Annotated in this window: 21 protein-coding genes; 7 read left to right on the top strand and 14 right to left on the bottom strand. The window is 35.0% G+C overall.

Annotated features, from left to right (window positions below; genetic code table 11):
- Positions 1-519: 519 nt before the first annotated feature.
- On the bottom strand, positions 520-2034 hold the full coding sequence (locus AAGU07_RS12030; RefSeq protein WP_342459304.1) for a Mur ligase family protein: 1515 nt from the start codon (positions 2032-2034) through the stop codon (positions 520-522).
- 456 nt (positions 2035-2490) lie between these two features.
- Here AAGU07_RS12030 and AAGU07_RS12025 point away from each other — a divergent pair, with 456 nt between their 5' ends.
- Both AAGU07_RS12025 and AAGU07_RS12020 read left to right on the top strand, forming a co-directional pair.
- Positions 2491-3546 (top strand): hypothetical protein, encoded by a 1056-nt coding sequence (locus AAGU07_RS12025; protein WP_342459303.1) that lies wholly within the window; start codon positions 2491-2493, stop codon positions 3544-3546.
- 18 nt (positions 3547-3564) lie between these two features.
- Positions 3565-3858: a DUF2769 domain-containing protein gene (locus AAGU07_RS12020; RefSeq protein WP_342459302.1), complete on the top strand. Its 294-nt coding sequence runs from the start codon at positions 3565-3567 to the stop codon at positions 3856-3858.
- A gap of 13 nt (positions 3859-3871) precedes the next feature.
- On the opposite strand, the gene AAGU07_RS12015 is transcribed toward AAGU07_RS12020, so the two are convergent.
- Positions 3872-4435, bottom strand: a complete 564-nt coding sequence (locus AAGU07_RS12015) for a hypothetical protein (RefSeq protein WP_342459301.1) — start codon at positions 4433-4435, stop codon at positions 3872-3874.
- Positions 4436-4614: 179 nt separating this feature from the next.
- On the opposite strand from AAGU07_RS12015, the gene AAGU07_RS12010 reads away from it, so the two are divergent.
- The gene (locus AAGU07_RS12010; protein WP_342459300.1) at positions 4615-5055 is read left to right on the top strand and encodes a small multi-drug export protein; all 441 of its coding nucleotides are present in this window, start codon (positions 4615-4617) and stop codon (positions 5053-5055) included.
- 339 nt (positions 5056-5394) lie between these two features.
- The gene (locus AAGU07_RS12005) at positions 5395-6489 is read left to right on the top strand and encodes an inositol-3-phosphate synthase (protein WP_342459299.1); all 1095 of its coding nucleotides are present in this window, start codon (positions 5395-5397) and stop codon (positions 6487-6489) included.
- A 57-nt stretch (positions 6490-6546) separates the two neighbouring features.
- Here AAGU07_RS12005 and AAGU07_RS12000 read toward each other — a convergent pair whose 3' ends face one another.
- The 12 genes from AAGU07_RS12000 to nifH all read right to left on the bottom strand — a co-directional run bounded on the left by AAGU07_RS12000 (position 6547) and on the right by nifH (position 17971).
- Positions 6547-7425, bottom strand: a complete 879-nt coding sequence (locus AAGU07_RS12000; protein WP_342459298.1) for a C1 family peptidase — start codon at positions 7423-7425, stop codon at positions 6547-6549.
- A gap of 197 nt (positions 7426-7622) precedes the next feature.
- A complete protein-coding gene (locus AAGU07_RS11995; RefSeq protein WP_342459297.1) occupies positions 7623-9575 on the bottom strand; it encodes a molybdopterin-dependent oxidoreductase in 1953 nt (650 codons plus the stop codon).
- A gap of 337 nt (positions 9576-9912) precedes the next feature.
- Complete coding sequence (locus AAGU07_RS11990; protein WP_342459296.1) at positions 9913-10101, bottom strand: 4Fe-4S binding protein; 189 nt, start codon at positions 10099-10101, stop codon at positions 9913-9915.
- A gap of 18 nt (positions 10102-10119) precedes the next feature.
- Complete coding sequence (locus tag AAGU07_RS11985) at positions 10120-10332, bottom strand: 4Fe-4S binding protein (RefSeq protein ID WP_342459295.1); 213 nt, start codon at positions 10330-10332, stop codon at positions 10120-10122.
- A gap of 60 nt (positions 10333-10392) precedes the next feature.
- Entirely contained in the window at positions 10393-10713 is a 321-nt protein-coding gene (locus AAGU07_RS11980; protein ID WP_048082149.1) for a NifB/NifX family molybdenum-iron cluster-binding protein, read from the bottom strand.
- Positions 10714-12090, bottom strand: coding sequence for a nitrogenase iron-molybdenum cofactor biosynthesis protein NifN (gene nifN, locus AAGU07_RS11975; protein ID WP_342459294.1), 1377 nt, complete (start codon positions 12088-12090; stop codon positions 10714-10716). It abuts the gene before it with no gap.
- A 1-nt stretch (position 12091) separates the two neighbouring features.
- Complete coding sequence (nifE, locus tag AAGU07_RS11970) at positions 12092-13450, bottom strand: nitrogenase iron-molybdenum cofactor biosynthesis protein NifE (RefSeq protein ID WP_342459293.1); 1359 nt, start codon at positions 13448-13450, stop codon at positions 12092-12094.
- Between the two features lie 95 nt (positions 13451-13545).
- Entirely contained in the window at positions 13546-14928 is a 1383-nt protein-coding gene (locus AAGU07_RS11965; protein ID WP_342459292.1) for a nitrogenase component 1, read from the bottom strand.
- Positions 14928-16373, bottom strand: a complete 1446-nt coding sequence (locus AAGU07_RS11960) for a nitrogenase subunit alpha (RefSeq protein WP_342459291.1) — start codon at positions 16371-16373, stop codon at positions 14928-14930. The genes AAGU07_RS11965 and AAGU07_RS11960 overlap by 1 nt, the downstream gene beginning before the upstream one ends.
- 53 nt (positions 16374-16426) lie before the next feature.
- Positions 16427-16795 (bottom strand): P-II family nitrogen regulator, encoded by a 369-nt coding sequence (locus AAGU07_RS11955; protein ID WP_342459290.1) that lies wholly within the window; start codon positions 16793-16795, stop codon positions 16427-16429.
- Between the two features lie 8 nt (positions 16796-16803).
- Entirely contained in the window at positions 16804-17121 is a 318-nt protein-coding gene (locus AAGU07_RS11950) for a P-II family nitrogen regulator (protein ID WP_342459289.1), read from the bottom strand.
- Between the two features lie 22 nt (positions 17122-17143).
- Positions 17144-17971, bottom strand: coding sequence for a nitrogenase iron protein (nifH, locus tag AAGU07_RS11945; protein ID WP_069582437.1), 828 nt, complete (start codon positions 17969-17971; stop codon positions 17144-17146).
- A 413-nt stretch (positions 17972-18384) separates the two neighbouring features.
- On the opposite strand from nifH, the gene AAGU07_RS11940 reads away from it, so the two are divergent.
- The 3 genes from AAGU07_RS11940 to AAGU07_RS11930 all read left to right on the top strand — a co-directional run bounded on the left by AAGU07_RS11940 (position 18385) and on the right by AAGU07_RS11930 (position 22758).
- Positions 18385-19959, top strand: coding sequence for a hypothetical protein (locus AAGU07_RS11940; RefSeq protein ID WP_342459288.1), 1575 nt, complete (start codon positions 18385-18387; stop codon positions 19957-19959).
- Positions 19960-20207: 248 nt separating this feature from the next.
- Positions 20208-21926: a sodium-extruding oxaloacetate decarboxylase subunit alpha gene (gene oadA / locus AAGU07_RS11935; protein ID WP_342459287.1), complete on the top strand. Its 1719-nt coding sequence runs from the start codon at positions 20208-20210 to the stop codon at positions 21924-21926.
- A 139-nt stretch (positions 21927-22065) separates the two neighbouring features.
- Complete coding sequence (locus tag AAGU07_RS11930) at positions 22066-22758, top strand: class I SAM-dependent methyltransferase (RefSeq protein ID WP_342459286.1); 693 nt, start codon at positions 22066-22068, stop codon at positions 22756-22758.
- Positions 22759-22822 lie beyond the last annotated feature (64 nt).

Raw genomic sequence — 22822 nt, 5'->3', positions numbered from 1 at the left:
AAAAAAGCTTTATGAATCGCGAATATGACTTATTATTAAAAAAAATAAATGAATTAAGAGAAAGAAGCAAAAAACATGAAATAGAACTCATGGAAAAGGATGAATAAACAAAAAAAACTAAAATCACAACTCAATTCCACACAATCTAAAATGGATAAGAGATTTAAAGAGTTGGAAAAGAAATTTAATGCTGAAACTGTTCGAAAAACCAAGAAAAATGCGAAAGAAATTTAAGAAATGCTTCCAGAATTATTTGAAAACCTTGAAGAAAGAATAATGGATCTTATGGCTCATCTTAACATTTCGGATTTACTTAAAAAGTACAAGAAAAAAATAAATCATGTAACTTTTATCACAATTGAGACAAGTTTCTCTATTTGGGAGAAACACTACGGGTTCTTATTATTAAATATCTCTTATCAGATCTTCGAGAGCTTAACCCATCTTTTTCATCATTTTGTTTATTTAACAAAGCGCCCTCTGATTTTATGTTTTTGATTTTTCATGTTTTCTACAGTTTTATTCATACTTTTTACATCCTTCTTTTATTCCAGACATCATCTTGAACTTAGTACTATCATACCTGGTTATGGCACCAGGACCCACATGTATTATAACATCACCAGGTTTTGAATATTTAATTGAAAGTTCTCCTGCAGTTTTTAGATAATCAACTCCAATTTTCAGTATATTTGGATCTTCAACTCCTTTAAAAGTCTCCTGAATAACATGCATATCCAATCTGTCCATTGTTTCATTGTATGCACTACAAATCATGACATTTGCATATCTAGCAACTACTTCTCCGAGTTTCTGCTTGTCTCGGGAGTTTGCAGTGTCAAAATTCTCTACCAATACAATGAGGTTCCGGTCTGGAAAAAGACTGAGGGTTTTTATAAATCCTTCAATCACATGGGATGGATCAAGGTAAACATCTCTTCCTTTATAATTTCCAACGTATTCCAAGCGTCCCGGAACTCCATTGAACTTGCTTAGACCATCTTCAATGGATTTTTCATCTAAACCATAACACAGTGCAGCTGTGGCTGCACCTATTGAATTTTCACGGTAATATCCGAGGGGTTTAAATGGGGTTTTGAGTTCACCAGATCCATTGCCTGATACATGGGGAACTCCTTTTAGGTTATATTTCAATCTTAATGTGCCATTTTCAAAGTAACCTGAGACGTGGCATTTGGAATTTTCATGTTCAGGAGTTTCGGATTTTTTAGAAATATCATCTGAGTTGGATCCTTTAACATTTTCACTCTCTGAATCAAATTCATGTTCATTAAAACAGTAGAACACTGTATCCTTTAAATCCCCAATATAATTCCTGCAGGGTGCACCAGCAACCATTAAGTCGCTCGAACAGCTTATCATACGCTTTCTATCTGCATATTTTTCCATGGAGTTCCCAAATTCATCAAGGTGGTCAATATAAATATTTGTAAGCACAGCCACATTAAGATGAACCTTGAACATTATACCTAAAGTTCCGTGGGGTATTTCAAGCACTGCAATATCATTTTCCTGGGGAAGACCCTTGATTATTCCGTCGATTATTGTTTCACTTAAAAGATTACCCATTCGGGAGGAACACATCCAAACCTTGTACCCTGCGTTTTTAAATATTTCAGAAATTGCATGGGTGGTGCTGGTTTTGCCAACGGTCCCTGTTATTCCTATAGTGTCTATATCAATCAGATCGTTGATTATATCTGATACCTCTTCGTGACTAATTAACTTTAATTCATTGTTTTCTATTTTACGGGTTATTTCTCCCATAACATGGGCTTTCTTGGATATTACAGGTGAAACATATACTGAGTCTACACCACTGAAATCTGGGGTGTTCAGACCAAGCTGTAATTCCACTCCCTCTTTTTCCATTTTTATGAGGGTTTCTTGCACTTTTTCCGGGAATTCTTTCAAATTTTTGCTGTCTGTGATCATTATCTTATTGCCTATGTGGTTTAAAATTCTTGCAACAGGACGTCCTGCGTTACCTGCACCTATAACTATACAATTCATAATAAAAGCCCTCTTTTGATTTTTTTCAGATGTAAAGTTAATTTCTACTTAAAATGTATCATGATCAAAATGTGTAATTGTTAAAAAAAATCTAGCATCTTTAAAGTGATACTTTGAAAAGTTAGGTATCGACCTCGCTTTATTCGTTTGTTGTTGAGAGATTCAAAGATGGTGAGATAATTTTTTATACCATCTCAATATCCATGAGCATTATTTTAACCTATTTTTTGTTCCGATTTTTAAAATTAGGTTTATGTAATTCACGTTTTTGTTGGGGAGCTAAATTTAAGTAGTTATTCCAGATTTACACCCAAATCTATACCAAATGTTATCAAAGTAACCCAAAAGAAAGATGAATTATGGTAAAAAATATTGACTATTCTTTTTTAAAGACTTACTCTGTAATAAACACTCGAACATACATATTTGATAAATTTGAAAGATTTTGGAGAATTTTTGAAAACAACAGAAGAAATAGATCCCCTTAAAATTAGAATATGTCCTATTAACTACCTACAGCGCCATCAGAAATTTTTATTTAATACAAAATACATAAAATATAGCATGACTAACCAAAAATATTTAAATTTTGGATTAAAGTCGTTGATTATACTAATTGTTTTATTTTTGTCTATTTGTGCAGTAAGTGCACATCAACCTCGTTTAGAAGCTGGTACAAACAGCTCTATGAACAACCCCATTATTATTCAAAATCCAGAAATATCACAGGCCTTTTATGGAAATTTAAATGGACAGCCAGATTACTATAAAATAACTTCAAATAAACCATTTAAACTGTATGTGAATATTCTTGTACCTCAAAGCCCAGGCATAAGTGGTGATTTTGTCAGAGCACAGATAACAGATTCATCTGGAAAAACTATAGCATTACTTGATGGGAAAAAAGCAGACTGGATGCCTATGTTTGAAGAATTTGGAGGTGATTATTACCTTCGAGGACCTGAATTCACCCAGAATGTCAGTGCTGGAACATATTACATTAAAGTATTCAATGCGGGCAATACAGGCAAATATTCAATGGCAGTAGGATATATAGAATCTTTTCCAGCAGATGAATCTTTAAAGGCAATTATAACAATACCTCTTCTTAAAGAGCAAATATTCGGCAAACCTGTTACTACATTGTTCTTCGAGTTTTTAGGCATCATATTAACCCTCGGATCTATAATGGTCCTGTTTGCAATGCTAATAATGTCCCGAAAGTCAGAAGAAATTACACAGCTAACAGCAAAAGTAAACAGTGCAATTAGGCCAGTTATATGGTTAGGAATAATTATAACTGCCGTTGTATGGGTTTATGTCATGTTCCAAGACCCACTGAATATAGTAGGCATCATTAACAGTATTCTCCTGGTAATCTTAATTATTCTAAGCTGGTACATCAGTTCTAAAATAGCTAAAATGAAATTTGGTAAATTACCTTTAATTCGTGCTGCAGTACTGGTCATACTATGGTTGATATTTGTTTACTGGGCAATAGCAGTGATTTAACAAAAGAGGTTGAAGGAAATGGACAAGTTCGAAGAAAAAATGAATGAAATAGATCAAATGTCAAAGGAAAATAAACGTATCACACTGAACCAGATGAAATCAGATTGTATATGTCCAATCTGTCCAACTTACAATGAATGTGCAAAAGAAGTTGATGAATTACTATTCTGCATAACTGGAAAGAGTGAAACCTGCATAACTAAAGAGAGAGGGTGCATGTGCCCAACATGCCCCTTTGCACAGGAATATGAAATTGGAATCAAATACAATTTCTACTGCACAAGAGGTACCGAACTTGAACAGCGAAAATGAGATTTATTATAAATTAATTATTTTTCAGAACTTTTCCAACCGCGCCGCCAATTATTCCTCCTATTGGTCCTAGAATAACAAATATAATCATTAAAGGATCCAAAAGCATCACTAATATCCCCAATATAACAGCGAAAATTACACTATTAACCAGGCCACGTTTACCAGAACCAGACATATAACCTGTTACTGCCCCTCCAAGGAAAACAGATCCCATTACTGAAAGAGTAAGTAATATAGAGGCTTCTTCAGATAGTTCAGTGGCACCATCCGATGGAAGTGTGGAGAAAAGGATTACTGATAAAACTAGGGAAATAATTAGCCCAATAAGTATGGCCTTCCAGTTAATTATCTTTGTACTATTTTCACCATGTTCAGATTTTGTTTTAGTTTCAACAGCCCGCAAGTGGTGATTTTCCTCAGCATCTTTATGTTTACTAATGACTATTTCGGTTATAATTGCAATCAAAATGCCTGAAACTAATGATTTTAAGATATCTCCACTCACTAAAAAGGTTATTATAAATGCAATTAGAAATATCCCCGCTGCTATAATGTTTTTGTGATTATTCTCCAATTCAGCACTTCCCCTTTAGTATTCATTAAACTGAGTTTAATCAGGCATACTTATTAATCTACTGATCAATCACTCATACCAACTCCAGGTAAAGGTTTTAATGTATTTGGAATTATAAAATTATATACAAAATTAATTAGAGTAATATCTTCAAATTATAATCTAAAAAGGTTACAAAAATGGACGTAATAACAGGCACATTACTTGTTTTTGGAGCAGGCATTTTGGAATTATGGGCAGCCATACCTCTTGGACTAGCCATCAACCTTAATCCAGTTATAATTGGAGCTGCATCAGCATTAGGGGCAATTGTAGCTGCATTTCTAGTTACAGCTGTTGGAGATAGTATCAGAGAAAAGGTTATAAAATGGCGTTATGGTGAAAATAAAGATTTAAAAGGCAGCAGATATTATAAAATATGGAATAAATATGGAGTAGTTGGACTGGGACTTATATCTCCATTACTTTTCGGTGCTCCAGTTGGATCAGCACTCGGAGTCGCTTTAGGATCCCGTAAGAGGCCATTATTAATCTGGATGAGTATAGGCATTGTCATATGGAGCACAGGGCTTACAGCAGCAGGTTATCTAGGACTTATGAGTTTTGGAGTCATTAAATAAGGATCTAGTTAAATTATACATCCTGTTTCATCACAACCCCAAATTTTTCAAATTAAATTATTTTAACTACAAAAGTAATATTAAATGCTGAAAAATATTAAATTAATATTTTTTTAAATATTTAGACTTTTTAGTTGAATTTAAATAGTTATCAATTCTAATAACCAGTAACCCGCCGATCGAAACATTTAATAGTATAATTAAGCTAATCTTTTTTTAAAGATAATCTACTTATTAGAATTAAAATAAGGATAAAATAATAAAATAAAGTTTGATATTAATTTTAAATGATATTAATAAACATATCATCAGTTCAATATATTTTAGAGGGTGTTATAGTTGGAGAAGATAAAAATAGCAATAATGGGACTTGGTAATTGTGCAAGTTCTTTAATACAGGGAATTCATTATTATAAAAACAAGGATCCAGAAGATGCCATTGGTTTAATGCATCCATTAATTGGGAATTACACTGCATCAGATATAGAAGTAGTAGCTGCTTTTGATATAGATCAAAGAAAAGTAGGTAAAGATGTAAGCGAAGCTATTTTTGCAAAACCAAACTGTACCCATGTTTTCTGCCCAGAAATTCCAGAAACGGGAGTTAAAGTATCAATGGGCAAAGTTTTAGACGGTGTTGCTCCACACATGAGCAATTATGATGATGATTATACCTTTGTGGTATCAGATGAAGAACAATCTGATATTGTAGAAGTTTTAAAAGAAAGCGGAGCTGAAATGCTCGTAAATTATCTTCCAGTAGGCTCTGAAGAAGCCGTAAGGTTTTATGCACAGTGTGCCCTTGATGCAGGAGTTGCATTTATAAACTGTATGCCTGTTTTCATTGTAAGTGATCCCGAATGGTCTAAAAAATTCGAAGAAAAGGGAATTCCTGCAATAGGGGACGATATTAAAGCACAAATAGGTGCTACAATTACACACAGAACCTTAGCTAACTTATTCCGCGAAAGAGGAGTAAAAGTAGAACGCACATACCAGTTAAACACTGGAGGAAACACCGATTTCTTGAACATGTTAAACCGGGATCGTCTTGATTCAAAAAAGGAATCAAAGACAGAAGCTGTGCAGTCTGTACTTGCAGAAAGACTTCCAGATCAGGATATTCATATTGGTCCAAGTGATTATGTACCATTCCAAAAGGACAATAAGCTGTGCTTCCTCAGAATGGAAGGTAAAACATTCGGAGATGTACCTATGAACATAGAATTAAGGCTCAGCGTTGAAGACTCGCCAAACTCTGCAGGATGTGTCATAGATGCAATCCGCTGCTGTAAATTAGCCCTTCAAAGAGGTGTTGGCGGTCAGTTAACATCAATCTCAGCTTACACCATGAAACATCCGCCAGAACAGTTCATAGATGAACAGGCTTATAACATGGTGAATGAGTTTATTGAAGGAAAAAGAGAAAGATAAACTACTTTTTAACTATTTTTTATTTTAAAAAATTAAAAAAAAGTATAAATTACTATTTTAAAGTCCAAACTCTCCAGTATCAACCCATTCATTTTTAAGAAGAGTCCACCAGTCCGTGGCAATTCCTTTTAGCACATAATCATATGGCAGCCAGCCGTAACCTTTTTCACCCCAGCTGGTACCCCATGAATTCCGTATAATAAAAGCTCCAGTAGTGGAATTGGTGCAGTTGCTGTTTTTAATTTTCATTTTATCATCGTATCCCACTGCTACGATAGCATGTCCTCCTTCAATTTGTTCTCCGCCGCAAGGGAATGGTATTTTTCCAGCGTTATCCATAGTCTGTTCTATTGAGCTGTATACTGTAAATCCAAACATAGAAGGTAATCCTGCTGCCAGATTTGTTTTGATTCTATCTAAAAGATCATTTGTAAGGGTAGATGGAGGATCCAGTTTTACATATTGAATCGACTGGTAATTTTCAGCACATGCATAACAGAATGTATCTGGTTCCTTATCAAAATCAGGGTTTTTGTCTGTGTAAGGCCAGTATCTTTCTGGTGGAACTCCGAAAAGTACCAGTGCCCCCATAGTTGATCTAAGGTCTGCCCCACTGTCCCCTTTCAGGCCCATCAGTCTTCGGGTGGTTTTGTAAAGGAAAAGTCTAGATGCATCCATATGTTTACCAAATGCTTTACGTTCAAAATATTCAACAAGTCCAATACCTGCATTGGCAGTACATGACCCTAGATTTTTCTGGTCTTCTACTTGAGAACACCATGCTCTTAAATCTGTAGTAGCTGGAAGCTTTTTTACAGATTCAACGATACCTATCTTTTCCAGCATAGGTTTTATATTGTCATGTTCAAATGTATAATCCCTTAAATCAGGGAGATCAGGGCGCCATCCCATTCGTTTTTCAAAAATTTTATCCATATTTAGTCCTCTTTAAGTAAGTCCATTTAATTAAAGTTTTGTAAGTACTTACAGATATATAAAGTTACATTTAATCAAAAATTAAGAATATTCAAATAATAATGATACAGAATATCTAAAAGTTATAAAAATAAAGTAAAAAAGAAGTTGTAAACTATTTTACGGATTTAAAACATTAGAAGCAGATAATCCCGTTACTAACTATTACTTATCCCTTTAATCCTTACCCTCGTATCATAGTAAGGAGTTCCATCCCCAATCTCACTTATTATAGGCTGGGTTAAAACATTCACGCATTTATTATATTTTAACCATCCTCCTTTATATGTAAGGATGTAATCTTTTCTAACCGCATCATCTTCTTTCACTTTAACAATGAGGCTTCCAACAGGAGATTCAATCAGTGCTTTATCCCCATCGGTAATATTTTTTTCACCTAAAATGTCTGGATGGACATGGACTTCCAGGAATCCATCTACCAGTTCACTTTCTGGTACTACAGATCCTATAAAGTCTTCTGCCATTGTTGAAAGAAGTTTTAATGGGAATTCTTCTATATCTGTATCTCGGATAGAAAGTTCTTCGATAAATTCAAATCGTCCAGATTCTGTTTTAAATTTTCTGTCGCCAAATGGTATTTCAGTTTTTTTGATCATCCTTTGAGGAACATTCTGTAAATCTTCAAAATCTATACCCTTATTCAATATAGGTACTGCCAGTTTTTTGAGCCAATCCTTAGCACTTCCTGACATTTCATCAAAAATCCCCAATCTCTGCGCGAGAAGTTGGAATATTTCAAATTCAGATTTTGATTCTCCTTGTGGAGATACTACCTGATTTATTGGAGATACCCAGTTGTGGCCATAGCTTCCAATTAGGTCCTCTTCTTCCAAATAAGTAGTAGTAGGCAGAAATAGATCTGCACTTTCTGATGTATCATTTAGAAAGTGATCCATCATTATAACAAAATCTGCACTATCAAAACCTTCTTTAACCTTTAATGAATCTGGATTTAAATTAACCGGGTTTCCAGAGGCTAAAACTATAAGTTTTATAAGAGGATTGTGTGTATCAAGTATAGCTTCACCGATTTTAGGCATTGGAAGCTTCCTCTGATTTTTTCCAAGTTCATTTAGTTCTACAGAGGAAAAATCAAAGTATTCAAACTCCTCAAATCCCTGGCTTACACCCCCTCCAGAGACCCCAATGTTTCCAGTTACAGCAGCAAGAGCATCAATCATGCGGAAAGCAAGATGCCCCTGTACATATCTGTGAAGCCCCCATCCTGTAATGATGCTTGAAGGTTTACCCTTTGCATATTCAAGTGCTAATTCTCTTATTTTGTCTAAATCAACACCGCATTTATCAGATAAATATCCAAGTGAATATTTGCCAAGTATTTTTTTATACGAATCAAAATTTTTGGTATAATTTTCTATAAAATCATAGTCCCCATTATCAGTTTCTAAGACGATTTTAGCAAGTGACATTGCAAGATATAAATCTGAACCTGGTGCAGGCTGTATAAATTCGTCTGCCTGTTTTGCAGTTTTTGTTTTTACAGGATCTATAACTACTATTTTTATTCCATTTCTTTTTGCTTTTCTTAAAATTCTCCACAGATGCACGTCTGTTGCCGCAGGGTTCCTTCCCCAGACAATTATTAAATTACTGTTGAGGTGATCAAGTGGATCGTGGGATATTTTGGTACCAAAGTCAAGTTCCATTGCAGAATGACCAATTCCACCACATACTGTGCCGTAAGTAGTTGTTACTCCCCCAAGTAGATTAAAAAATCGCCTGTTCATAGCTTGTAGAGCTGTACGGGCACCGAACCCTTGATAGTACAGGATTGCCGAACTTCCATATTCTTCAACAACTTTAGATATCTTTGAAGCTGCAATATCAAGCGCTTCATCCCAGCTTATTTTTTTCCACTCCCCATTCTCTTTTAAAAGAGGGTGAATAACTCTGTTAGGGCTGTAAAAATAAGTCTTTAAATATCGGGAGGTGTTTTTACATAAAAACCCTGCAGTTACATCATGTTCCTTATTTCCACGTAATTTAGTAACTTTACCGTCTTCTGCACTTGCTATGATGCTGCATGCACCAGTACAATCCCGAGTACACGCTGTAACAACTGTTTTCAAGAAGTATCACCTTATGAATATTAAATTTTAATAAAATTAACTGGTATTATCGTTATATTATCCAAATATACTAAAAAATTTTCCTAACCCTCAAACACCAATGGTGTTTGGGGCATGTGAAAATTTTCAATTTTCACGGTTACAAATCTTCGATTTGTAAACACCAAAAATTCTTGAATTTTTAGAAAATGCGTTGCATTTTCTAACCGGAAGAAACTACGTTTCTTCGGCCCCGAAAACAAGTTTTCGGAGGCTCCCGAAAATCTTTGATTTTCGAGGATTTTGAGCGATAAAAAAAGTAAATAATTTATTTATCCTTTTTGTAGCTATATCTGGATTATTCTTCCAGTTCAATAGCTCCATTAGGACAAACATCTGTGCATGTTTCGCATAAACTGCATTCTCCAGGGTTCACAATTATTATTTTGTTCCCTTCAAGTTTGAGAATTTCCATTGAGCAGACATCTGCACATTCTCCACAGTCTATGCCATCACATTTTCCAAAATCAATTTTTACATTAGCCATTTATATCTCCCCATATACTTAAAAAGTTCCATCTATTTCTTCTATTTCTATAGCCCCATAAGGGCAAATTTCTAAACAATTACCGCATAATTTACAATATTCTGGTGATTTTATTGACACACAACCCGCTTTAAGGGTAAAAACATTGGTAGGACATATACACACACATGCCCCACATCCTGATCCTTCACATCTCCCATAATCCAGTGATATGTTAACTGTTATCAACATTAATCCCACCTACTAAATTTAGATCAGGTAAATTACCATATCTCTGGCATAAAGAACCAATTAACTCAATAGATGTTTTGAACACTCACTAACAGCATCTTTAACTTCACAGTCAAGCTGTATTGGTTTTATTCCTAATTTTCTAAGTTCAATCGTAGGTTCATTTCCAATTTTATTGCAGAGAACTGCTTTGCAATCATTTATAAGATCTATTGATGCTACCCAACGTTCCTGATGATTATTTAAAGGCATAGCTGTTTTTTCTCTTATTTCATGGAATTTACCTTCTCCATCCTCAATTTCATATATTAAAAATCTATCTGCATCCCCAAAGTGCAGATCTACTAGCTTACCATCTGTTGATGCTACTGCTATCTTCACTTAAATCTCCTCCCTGGCAAATTCTTCCACCACTTCTTCTGGCTCTTCTATTTCATATCCAGCTTCATCATAGTAGAAATCAAGTATTGTATTTGTTAATTTGTCAACGAAGTCAATACCTCCATTATACCCCAGTACAGATATTCTCTGTGCTCCTAATCTATCAAATACTGGGAAACCTACTCTAAATAGAGGGATGTTTTCTTCCTGGGCTATACTCGCCCCATAAGCATTTCCAATTAAAATATCTGCTCCAGATTCTTTAATTTCTCTGTGCATATCATAAAGGTCTCCACCTGCTAAAATAGTAGGCGAAACTCCTTTTTCCTCCGAAATATTATTGATGTCTTCAATAAACCTTTTACTTTTGGTACCAGTACATACAACAGTTGGGATCATACCCATTTCGCAGGTGAAACGTGTCAATCCAGATACAAAGTCAGGATCTCCAAATATAGCCACTTTTCGGTGATAGTTGTATGAATGGGCATCTACCATTGTGTCTATAAGTCTACCTCGGTCTTTTTCTATTGATTCAGGAATTTCTAAATCCCCAAGTTCAGATACATATTTTACAAAACTGTCTGTATTTTCAAGGCCTATGGGAATAGGTCCAGATATAGATTTAACCCCAAATTTATTCTCAAGGAATACCCCTGCAGAATCCACATGTTTGGATAAAGAGATTGTACCTAATGAATTAGCCGTATCTTCAATTTCCTCGATGGTGGTTCCTCCATTATATAAAGATAGAGCATCTTCAGTAAGTGGTGCGTCAAGGTTTTCTGAGGTGTCTGTTAAAATGATGCTTTCGCAGTCCATCTCTTTTAAGATATTTTTAACTTCTTTTACATCTGCAGGTGATATGTTGCCTGTAATTATGTTGATTTTTCCATTTTTGACTGTTGGAGTAGCTAAATGCTCAACAAGTGCTTTTACAGTACGGTTGTACCCCTCAACATGGGATTCAACATAACTTGGAGTTGAAATAGGGATGATCACAGGCAGTTCTTTGTCCAGGTTTGCATCTTCAAATTTCTCTATAATTCCCACCATATCGTCCCCAATGGTTTCTGTTAAACAGCTTGATGTAACTGCTATCATGCTTGGAGACTGTTTTTCGGTGATATTTTTTAAAGCTTTCATTAGATTGAATTCGCCACCATAGATTACAGTTTTTTCACTCATGGAAGTTGATGCAACTTCTATAGGTTCTCTAAAGTGCCGGGTGAGTTGAAACCTTATATATGTACTGCAGCCCTGGGAGCCGTGAATAAGAGGCATGGAGTCTTTAATCCCTAAAAGGGCTTGTATGGCTCCCATTGGCTGGCACATTTTGGAGGGATTTACTACAGCAAATTTTTTATCGTGATGCATTTTAGTCACCTCTCAAACTTTTGGAGGTTAGTTCAAACACTGGACTTGAAACTGAAGCGTCCACTTCTTTTGCAAAGCTTACAAATCCCCTAAATCCTGCAAATGCAGTTATTCTGTCATGGTTAAAGTCACAAAATGGGATTCCGAGCTTTAATGAGATGTATTTCTCTTTAGCACCAGATATTAATAGATTTGGCCTGTGTTCTTTAAGAAGTCTGGTTAATTCTGCTGAATTTGCATCATCTACAATTATGGTACCGTCTCTTACAGCTTCCTTGATCATTTCATAATCTTCTCTAATTCCATTTTTTGTTCCAGACATCATTACATCCATACCTAATTCTTCAAAAGGCCTTACAAGAGACCATGCTTTGTTACCTCCAACATAGAGAGCAACAGTTTTTCCAGTTAATCTTTTCTTATACTCTTCAATTTTATGAGATACCTCTTTGAGTCCTGATTCGATTATTCTTTCGGTCCGCTCTATCATTTCTTCATCTCCAAAGAAATCAGCGACATCCCTTAAAGAGGCTACAGTTTGTTCAAGACCAAAGAAATTGACTTTTATAAATGGTATTCCATATTTTTTTTCCATTTTTTTGGCAACGTAATTTGAAGATTTCTGGCACTGCACTATATTAAGCTTAGCCCGGTGTGCCTGAGCTATTTCATCCACATGGGAATCTCCTGTTAATGTACTGATTATATTGACACCCATTTCTTCAAGTAAGGGTTTAATTCCCCAGAGATCCCCTGCAACATTGAATTCACCCACTATATTGATATCAAAGGGAGTAGTTTCTTCAGGTTCTTTTGTTCCAATTACATAGTCCAGTAATGCGTCGCCACCTATCCAATGCCCTTTAGTCTTATTGTGGTTTTGAAAACCTTCAGATTGAACTGGTATAACTCTACATCCAGTTATTTCTTCCGCTTTTTTGCATACTGCTTTAATATCATCTCCAATTATACCTGCAACACATGTAGCATATACAAATACTGCTCCAGGCTTGTATAATTTATTAAGTTCTATTATGGTTTCATATAACTTTTTTTCTCCGCCGAAGATGATATCTTTTTCCTGTAAGTTTGTAGAACATCCTTTTTTGTATATATCTTCCCTTGAAGTTTTACTTCCTCTTATATCCCATGTACATGCAGCACATCCTATCGGACCGTGTACCAGGTGAATTGAATCTGTAATTGGCATTAAAACAATTCTTGCTCCACCGTAAACACATGTTCTCTGGGTAACTGTACCTGGAAGACTGGCCTTATCACATACAGGAATAGATAATCCTTCTCCTTTTACACACACGTGTTTTTTACGAGACTCAAATGTTTCAGTAACAGGTTCCATTATAAATACCCCTAAATTCTAAATATTTCTCCTTAATTAGTTAAATAATCTAAAAAAAATACAATAGGCCCAATCGAGCCTATCTATCTATTAATCTACTGCTGGAGTTTCCAGTGTTCTGGTTCATAGTATTTTTCAAGTACTGTGTTAGTTATCAGATCCATAAGATAAATACCACCATTGTACCCCACTATAGGGCGCCTGTGGTATCCTACACGGTCATAAACCGGGTAGCCGACTCTTACCAGAGGAATGTCATTTTCTTTAGCCATGAGCCTTGCATCTGATCCGCCTATCATCAGATCCACAGGATTGTCCTTGAGATACACTTCCATTGACCTTAAATCCTGATCAACCATGGTATCTATTTCAGCTCCAGTTTCTTTGGCTACTTTTTCTATGTCTTTAACAAATTCCTGACTTTTAGATCCAGTAAGAACCAGTTTTGGTTCCATACCAAGTTCCCCAACGAACCTTGCTATTCCAGAGGTAATTTCAGGATCTCCATAGATAGCTACGGTTTTATCAAAGAGATATCTTGAAGCTACATCCGCCATGGAATCTATCAATAAACCTCTTTCATCCAAGATCGAGTCAGGGATATCTTGACCTGTGAGTTTTTTCAAGTTCCTAAGGAATTGATCAGTATTTCGAACACCTATAGGGATTGGACCAAGTTCTGCAGGTACGTTGTATTTTTTCTCCAGAGATAAAGCACCTGAACCAGCATACTTAGTAAGAGATATGGTACCTACACTGTTTGCCGAATCAACGATTTCATCTACAGTTGTTCCTCCCTTTGGATAATACGGCTTGTATTCAGTTGTAGATGGCCTGAGTGGCGCATCAAATGGATCGGAAATATCCGCAAGGACTATGCTTTCAATATCCATGAGTCTGAGCATGTGTTTTATTTCACGTATATCTCCAGGGTTTACCATTCCAGGAATTATATTTATCTTTTCATTGGGTTCTGAAGGTTCAGCTACGTAATCAGCCAAAGCTTTAATTGTATTATCGTAGCCTTTAAGGTGTGTTTCAACGAAACTTGGAGTACTTATTGGTACAATTTTTATTTTTTCAGTTGCTTCTTCACCAATTTTTTCTTTAAGTTCTCCTTTTGCTGTTTTTATAAACCCAATTACATCATCACCGATGATCTCACTGGAACATGTGGTAATTACACCAATGAAATCAGGTTTAAGCCTTATTGCAACGTTCTGGATACCTTCAACAAGATTTTTTCTTCCACCAAAAACTGCCGCATCCTCGTGAAGGGATGTTACAGCAATTTCGGAAGGCTCCCTGAAATGACGAGAGAGGCAGTATCTAACGAATGCTGAGCATCCTTGAGAACCGTGAACTAAAGGAACCGCCCTACTAATCCCAGTGACAGCCCACATTGCTCCTAGCGGCTGACAGGTTTTTAGAGGATTAATTGTAGCTACTCTGTCTTTTTCTATAAGATTCATGCTCATTATTTTGCCTCCTCTTCAACGTTTGGTATATCTGGTTCTTCAGTCTCTTCAAATTCAAGCATATTCCATACCGGATTGTAAATAGCAGCGTACATATCTCTTGCAAGGTTCACAAATCCTTCAAATCCAATGTATGGTCCGTTTTCATATGAGTGAATCAATAGACAGGGTATTCCCAATTTATGGACAAAGTACTTCTCTTTTACACCACCCATAATCAGATCTATATCATAATCTTCGATTAGTTCTTCCAGTTCGAGTGCGTTAGGATCGTCAATTACAAGGCCACCTTCTTTTATTCTGCCTTTCATCTTTTCAAATCCATCTTCGTGTTCAAACATGGATGAAACACCAGTGACGTCCATTCCTAACTCTTCCTGTAATGGTATAGAAAGGTGATAACTTTTAGGCCCACCAGAAAAGATAAACGCTTTTTTCCCAGCTAATTTCTTTCTATAAAATTCTAATTCAGGACCTACTTCAGCCATTTTTTTAGCAATTAATTCATCTGCTTTATCTTCCAGATCAAAGAATCTTGCTACAGTTTTTAAGTTTTCTGCACAGTATTTAGTACTGAAAAAGTCAGTTTTCATGTAAGGGACGCCGTATTTGTCCTCTATCATTTTTGCTATGTAAGTAGAAGATCTCTGACACCTTACCACGCTTAATTTTGCCCTGTGCATCCATCCTATTTCATCATGACAGCAGTCACCTGTGAAAGTACTCAAGACATTTATTCCTATTTCTTTAAAGTAATCTTTAAGCAACCAGAGATCCCCGTCGATGTTGTACTCCCCAATAAGGTTTATATCATAGGGAGTAGTTGCTGGCGGCTCTGTTGTACCTACCAATTTACTAAATAATACATTGTTTCCAATGGTATGCCCTTTAGATTGGGTTGGTCCGGCGAATCCCGGTGCATTAAATGCTATGATCGGCTTACCTAATTCTTCTTCCATTTCTTTAGCTACAGCGTCTAAATCATCCCCTATAAGCCCAGTAGTACATGTTGCATACAGGTAAATTGCACTTACAAATGGGAACTCTTTATTAGTGTCAAGTATGGCTTGACGTAGCTTTTTCATTCCTCCAAATACTACATCTGATTCCTGCAAATCTGTTCCAATAATGTATTTAATATTAAAATCTTTTATCGGGAATTGACTGCCGTCTGGCATATCTGTGGTGGTTGGATACCTTTTTGTCCCATAACCGTAAGCTGTACATCCCACAGGAGAGTGTACAATATGAGCTACATCCTTTATAGCTCCAGTTATAACCCCTTTAGCTCCGGCAAATGCACATCCCCTTTCAGTCATAGATCCAGGGATTGTTTTTGAATTACATTTAGGAAGGCACTCTTCAGGATCCCCACAGTGTTTTACATAGGTGTGTTCTTTCCTCTCAGGGATAGGTTTAGACACCTCAAAAAGTTTGAAAGGCATTTTTAATCTCCTTATAAATTTAATTATAAATAGAAGAGTGCAATTTTATTAATTTATAAAATTGCGTCTTCTCCTGTTTCTTTTGTTCTAACTCTAACTGCCTCTTCTATGGGGCAAACAAATATTTTACCGTCTCCAATCTGACCCGTGTTGTTTACTTTCATTATAGATTCAACCACCAAAGAAGCATCTTCATCAGGGACAACCAGAGATATCATTCTTTTAGGAACGTAACGCATGCTTCCTTCTTCTTTACAAAGATTTTTATCCTGGATATCAAAGGTCACTTCCCCGAGTATTGCTTTTTGCCTTCCTCTCCCAAAAACTGCATTTGCAGTCATGGCAGGGAACCCTAAAGCATCGAGCACCTCTTTTGTCCGGTTAATTTTGTTAGGTCGAATAATTGCTACTATTTCTTTCATAGAGACCCTCATAATCCTTTACTTCGAGTTCTTACAGTATAAGCTTCTTCTACAGGGCTTATGAATATTTTTCCATCCCCAAAGTTTCCAGTAAATGCAGTTTCATTGATGATTTCAACTACTTCATCAATTTTTTCAGTTGGAGTTACCAGTAGAAGCATTACCTTTGGAAGTTCGTCATAGTAGATATTATCCAGGCGAATTCCTTTCTGTTTACCCCTCCCAATAACATCCATTTTAGTTAAAGCAACATGCCCTGCATCAGATAATGTATCTACGACTTCTTCCACCTTATCTGGCCTCAGTATAGCCCTTATCATTTTCATTTTATTCTCTCCATTGCACTGATTAATCCATTAAACCATAACTTACAACCATTTCTTCCAGTTCGTCCATGGTCATTGGATCTGGAATTACGAAATTATCGTTTTCTATAATTTTACGGGCTAATTCCGAGTATTCATGAGCTTGATTACATTCTGCATTAAAGTCCACTACTGTTTTTTTGTTAAATTCTGCTTTTTGCACGATGTTATCCCTTGGAACAAAATGGATCATCTGAGTTCCTATACGTTTACAAAACTCTTCCAGGAGTTCTTTTTCTCCATCCACGTTCCTACTGTTACAGATTATTCCGCCAAGTCTTACACCGCTCTGTTCAGCGTATTTTACCATACCTTTACAAAGGTTGTTTGCTGCGTAAAGCGCCATCATCTCTCCAGATGCTACAACATAAATTTCTTCAGCTTTACCGTCTCGTATAGGCATTGCAAATCCACCACAAACAACGTCACCAAGAACATCAAAGAAAACGAAGTCGTTGTCATCGTAGACTTTCAGATGTTCCATGATTGTAATTGCAGTGATTACACCACGACCAGCACAACCAACACCAGGTTCAGGACCTCCAGATTCGACACATTTTATGTCTTTAAAACCTGTTGACATAACATTGTCGAGATCCATACACGCTTCTTCCCCTTCTTCCCTAAGGGTGTCCATCATGGTGGTCTGCATTTTTCCCCTAAGAATCATTCTTGTACTATCTGCTTTAGGGTCGCAACCATGAATCATAACCCTCTGGTTGTGGAAATGAGCCATAGCTGATGCTGTATTTTGAGTAGTTGTGGATTTTCCAATTCCACCTTTTCCATAAATTGCGATTTTTCTTACCATAATAGACCTCAATTTTTTGTTTTTAAATGAATTTTATTTTTTTAATTTTTTGATTTTTTTCCTCATGCCGGAATAAGGAAACATACTTCCGACAACAACACTTATGTTTTTATCCCATATAAATGTTTCGAAGGATCCGTTTTTGTACCAATTAGAGGCCTATCGAAGCGTATTTTATTGCAATTCAATTAAAATCTTAAAAAATAAAATTCATCAAATTCATGTTATTTTTATGTCCTGAAATTATCTGGAATTGAGTAATTTTTAAAACCTTGACTATTTAGCACATTTACTATAGATATAATATACAGTTTTTGCAAAACATACATTAGTTAATTAACACTATCATAGTGCAAGCGCTTTTGCTTCAGACCTATAGTTCCATTATTAAGTTATTTATTCAACGTGGTACAATGAATTTAAAGAGAATATACAATATATCATTTATTATTCCCGCAATAGCAGTATTTTTTATAGCTTTAATTCCAACGTTGAAATACGGGTGGCCTTTAAGCTTTGATATAATATATCATGTACAATATGCACAAATTTACACCCAGTACGGTTTTGTATTGAAAGATCCTCTTTTAAATGCACCTTCAGGACTAAATATAGGTTATCCTCCATTATTTCACTTTTTAATTGCAGGTTTAGGAACACTTTTAAAATTAGATTACTTTCAGATTGCAAAATTCATGCAGCCTATCTTAGCCATGTTCATTGTTTTATCAGTGTCATATGTTGCAACAAAGTTTTACGGTAAAATTGCAGGTATTTCAACAGGTTTTTTGATATTATCCAGCTATCTAATTACTAGAATTATCCTGCCCCTTCCAGAAAATCTTGCATTAATATTTATACCGCTTGCAGTCTATCTATATTATAAATCAATTGACAAAAAGATAATAAAATACAGCCTAATATCAGGATTCTTATTTCTTTTAGTTATATCAACACATTCTGCTGCATCTTTATGCTTGTTTTTAGTTATTACTTCCTTTACAATACTAGATTTAATTTTAAAGAGAGATATATCTACTTTAAAAAATTATGGAGCTTTTCTCGTATTTTTAGTTGCATTAATAATTTGCGGTATAATTATTCTCTTTTTATTTAAACCAGACATCTTTTACAACATCATACACCACGGGCTTTCCATAATTGGGTATACAGCTACCTTAAGTTATAATCAACCTATGAGCATAGTATCTTACCTTGGAAATATTGGTTCATTAATTTTAATATTTGCAGCCATAGGAACACTTTTCGCGCTGAAAAAAATGGAAAAGAAACATTTATTTATTTTTATATGGATTTTAACTATGTTTTTATTAAGTAACGCTTATTGGTTTGGCATAAATGTTATATCATACAGAGTTTTAATCTATTTACTCATACCCCTCTCAATACTGGGCGGATTCGGATTAAGTCAGGTTTATTATAAATTTAAGGAGCATAAATTATTTTCATCCAGATCATTTGGAACAGTATTTTTAATAAGTATTTTCGCATTATCTACGTTTTTAGGAATTCTAACTGTAGATAATCCAAAAATAGCAAAATTTGGAACTACAAATGAATTTGGATATCTTCAAATTGCACCTCCAACTGATTCAGAGGTAGATATAACAAAATGGTTCAATGAGAACGGAAATAAAAGTAGATCTATTCTTATATCCAATATCTATTCAGGATATTTCATAGCTACCGAATCATCGATGCCTATCCATTATGGGTTTGGAAAATTCAATAAAAGCACTTCTAAATCTGTTTTTGAAAAAGAAAATATAGGTTACATTGTATACGACAAAAGATTGACTTTCACATCCAAAAATAAAACTATATATGCAAAACCAGTTAATTCTCAATTCGGTTATCTTTATTATTACAGCGGGAACATATCTGCACATATTAACGAAATAATTCCAAATTATGCCAAAGTGGTATACGAAAATAGTGATTTCATAATTTGTAAAGTTGAATATTGACATATAAATTTTAGATTAGGTAAAGTAGTAAAATTGAATAAGTTTAAATATTAGATAACCGAATCATTTTAAATGTATAGCAGGATGCAGTATTATCTACTACCTAAATTAGCTTAATTAATGATCTACTTTTTAAAAAATTTTACATACCCATCATAACTTAAAGAAATAGGGTATATATGACAGTTTAGACTAACTATATAAAGACTGATTATAATGATATATTCAAACTTACCGTGAGGGTCACTATGAAAAAGATAGAAATCATAGAAACAGCATTCAGAGATGCACATCAATCTCTCTTGGCGACAAGAATGAGAACTAGAGATATGTTGCCAATTGCTGAAGAAATGGACAAAGTAGGATTTTTTTCAATGGAAGCATGGGGTGGAGCAACATTTGATACATGCATACGCTATTTAAATGAAGACCCATGGGAAAGGCTTATAGAGCTTAAAGAACACCTTAAAAAAACTCCTATTCAAATGTTACTTCGTGGTCAAAATTTAGTAGGGTACAAACATTACCCTGACGATGTAGTACGAAAATTTGTTGAGAAATCCTATGAAAATGGAGTAGATGTTTTCAGAATATTCGATGCATTAAATGATATAAGAAACATGGAATACTCCATTAAAGTTGCAAAAGAGCAGGATGCACACGTACAGGGAGTAATCTCATATACAGTAAGTCCTTTTCATACTGTAGAAAAATATGTAGAATTTGCAAAAGAATTAGAAGCATTAGAATGTGATTCAGTAGCCATAAAAGATATGGCTGGTTTAATAACACCACATGATACTTATGAATTAATAACTGCCCTTAAAGAAGAAACAAATCTAAAAATAAACTTACACTGTCACTGCACAAGCGGTATGACACCTATGAGTTACTATGCTGCCTGTCAAGCAGGGGTAGATATTTTAGATACTGCTATTTCACCTCTTTCATGGGGTACATCCCAGCCGCCAACTGAAAGTATGGTAGCAGCCCTTCAAGGTACTCCTTATGATACTGGACTTGACCTAAAACTTCTTACAAATATCAAAAAGTATTTTGAAGAAATACGTAAAAAGTACAGCAGTATTTTAGACCCTATTGCTGAAAAAGTAGATACCGAAGTTTTAATTTATCAGATACCTGGTGGAATGCTGTCAAATTTTGTATCACAGCTTAAGGTTCAAAATGCACTTGATAGATACGAGGATGTGCTTGAAGAGGTACCGCGAGTTAGGAAAGACCTTGGATATCCTCCCCTTGTAACCCCAACAAGTCAGATAGTTGGAATTCAAGCAGTTATGAATGTATTAGGTGGAGAAAGGTATAAATCTGTCACTAAAGAGGTTAAAGATTATCTGAAAGGATTATATGGAAAACCTCCGGCACCTGTTGATGAAGATATCATGAAGAAAATTATTGGTGATGAAAAACCAATAACTGTAAGACCTGCGGACTTACTTAAACCTCAGCTTGAAAAATGCAAAGAAAAAGGAGAAGAATTAGGAATTATTAAAAAAGAAGAGGATATTTTAACATATGCTCTTTATCCTGCTGTTGCTCCAAAATTCTTACGTGGTGATTGTGAAGAAGAACCACTTGCACCACCTGTAGAAGCTGATTCATGTGAAGCACCAACTGGAATCCCTACAGAATATGCTGTAGATGTGGATGGTGAAATCTTTAATGTTAAAGTGAAACCAGTAGGTTACATGGAAATAGAAGCAGAAGGCTCTCAAGGATCTACAGGCCCTGTTGAAGGAGGAATAACTTCTACAATGCAGGGAATGATACTTAAACTCAAAGTTGATAAAGGAGATAATGTGAATGAAGGAGATGTAGTCGCTGTCTTAGAAGCTATGAAAATGGAAAATGATATCCATGCTACAAGCTCTGGAACTGTAGAAGAAATCTTCATTAAAGAAGGGGATACTGTAAACGCAGGAGATACCTTAATGGTAATAAAATAAATCCCTATTCTTTTTTTTATAATTCTTTTTTTGTAATTCAATAGCTCATTTTAAATCCACTAAAATTCTAATATTATACTAAAAAAAGTATAATATTTAACAGTTAACTGTATCATTTAATTTTTAAAGGTGAATTATTTTGAAAAAAAGCGATAAAGTAAAGGCTCATTTTGAAGAAGAATCCTCCGAATTTGATGAAGTTATCCTTAAATTAATTCCACATTATAAAGACATGATAAATGCATTAATCAGTTCCATTCCATTTGAACAGGATGCTCCTGTAAAAGTCCTTGACCTTGGCTGTGGTACTGGAACTGTAACCCAAACATTGAAGGAACAATTTAAAAATACCGAAGTAACATGTCTCGATTTAGCTGAAAATATGATAGAAATGGCTAAATTAAAATTACAGGATTACACTGACATAGAATATACTGTAGGTGATTTTTATGAATATAATTTCACCGAAAAATATGATGTAATCGTTTCTTCACTGGCACTGCATCACCTTGCAACGGATGAGGATAAGAAAAGATTTTACAAAAAAATATACGAAGCTCTGGCCCATGGAGGAGTATTCTTAAATGCAGATGCCGTTTTAGCATCAAATAAACAGTTACAAGAAGTATATACTGCCAAATGGAAAGAATTCATGAACTTAAGCATCGGCATGGGAGAAATAGAAGAAAAATGGGTACCTGCTGCAGAAACAGAAGATCATCCTGTAAAAATAACTGATCATCTTGACTGGCTTCGTGAAATTGGTTTTAAAGATGTCGATATAATCTGGAAATATTACCATCTTGCAGTTTATTGTGGATTCAAACAGTAATTATTAAATTCGTCAAATATCATGTTTGAGTTTAATAGAAACATCAATTAATCTATTAAAATTA

The organism is Methanobacterium sp. (genome assembly GCF_038562635.1).
GTDB lineage: Archaea > Methanobacteriota > Methanobacteria > Methanobacteriales > Methanobacteriaceae > Methanobacterium_D.
This window is presented reverse-complemented; position numbering and strand designations above follow the sequence as displayed.

Bases quoted from the DNA above. Each gene is read 5' to 3' on its own strand.
- nifN (WP_342459294.1), bottom strand. From the start codon at position 12,090: ATGCATCACGATAAAAAATTTGCTGTAGTAAATCCCTCCAAAATGTGC.
- AAGU07_RS11940 (WP_342459288.1), top strand. From the start codon at position 18,385: ATGAATTTAAAGAGAATATACAATATATCATTTATTATTCCCGCAATA.
- nifH (WP_069582437.1), bottom strand. From the start codon at position 17,971: ATGGTAAGAAAAATCGCAATTTATGGAAAAGGTGGAATTGGAAAATCC.
- AAGU07_RS11955 (WP_342459290.1), bottom strand. From the start codon at position 16,795: ATGAAAGAAATAGTAGCAATTATTCGACCTAACAAAATTAACCGGACA.
- AAGU07_RS12010 (WP_342459300.1), top strand. From the start codon at position 4,615: ATGGACGTAATAACAGGCACATTACTTGTTTTTGGAGCAGGCATTTTG.
- AAGU07_RS12030 (WP_342459304.1), bottom strand. From the start codon at position 2,034: ATGAATTGTATAGTTATAGGTGCAGGTAACGCAGGACGTCCTGTTGCA.
- AAGU07_RS11985 (WP_342459295.1), bottom strand. From the start codon at position 10,332: ATGTTGATAACAGTTAACATATCACTGGATTATGGGAGATGTGAAGGA.
- AAGU07_RS11960 (WP_342459291.1), bottom strand. From the start codon at position 16,373: ATGCCTTTCAAACTTTTTGAGGTGTCTAAACCTATCCCTGAGAGGAAA.
- AAGU07_RS11950 (WP_342459289.1), bottom strand. From the start codon at position 17,121: ATGAAAATGATAAGGGCTATACTGAGGCCAGATAAGGTGGAAGAAGTC.
- nifE (WP_342459293.1), bottom strand. From the start codon at position 13,450: ATGGAACCTGTTACTGAAACATTTGAGTCTCGTAAAAAACACGTGTGT.
- AAGU07_RS11990 (WP_342459296.1), bottom strand. From the start codon at position 10,101: ATGGCTAATGTAAAAATTGATTTTGGAAAATGTGATGGCATAGACTGT.
- AAGU07_RS11965 (WP_342459292.1), bottom strand. From the start codon at position 14,928: ATGAGCATGAATCTTATAGAAAAAGACAGAGTAGCTACAATTAATCCT.
- AAGU07_RS12000 (WP_342459298.1), bottom strand. From the start codon at position 7,425: ATGGATAAAATTTTTGAAAAACGAATGGGATGGCGCCCTGATCTCCCT.
- oadA (WP_342459287.1), top strand. From the start codon at position 20,208: ATGAAAAAGATAGAAATCATAGAAACAGCATTCAGAGATGCACATCAA.
- AAGU07_RS12020 (WP_342459302.1), top strand. From the start codon at position 3,565: ATGGACAAGTTCGAAGAAAAAATGAATGAAATAGATCAAATGTCAAAG.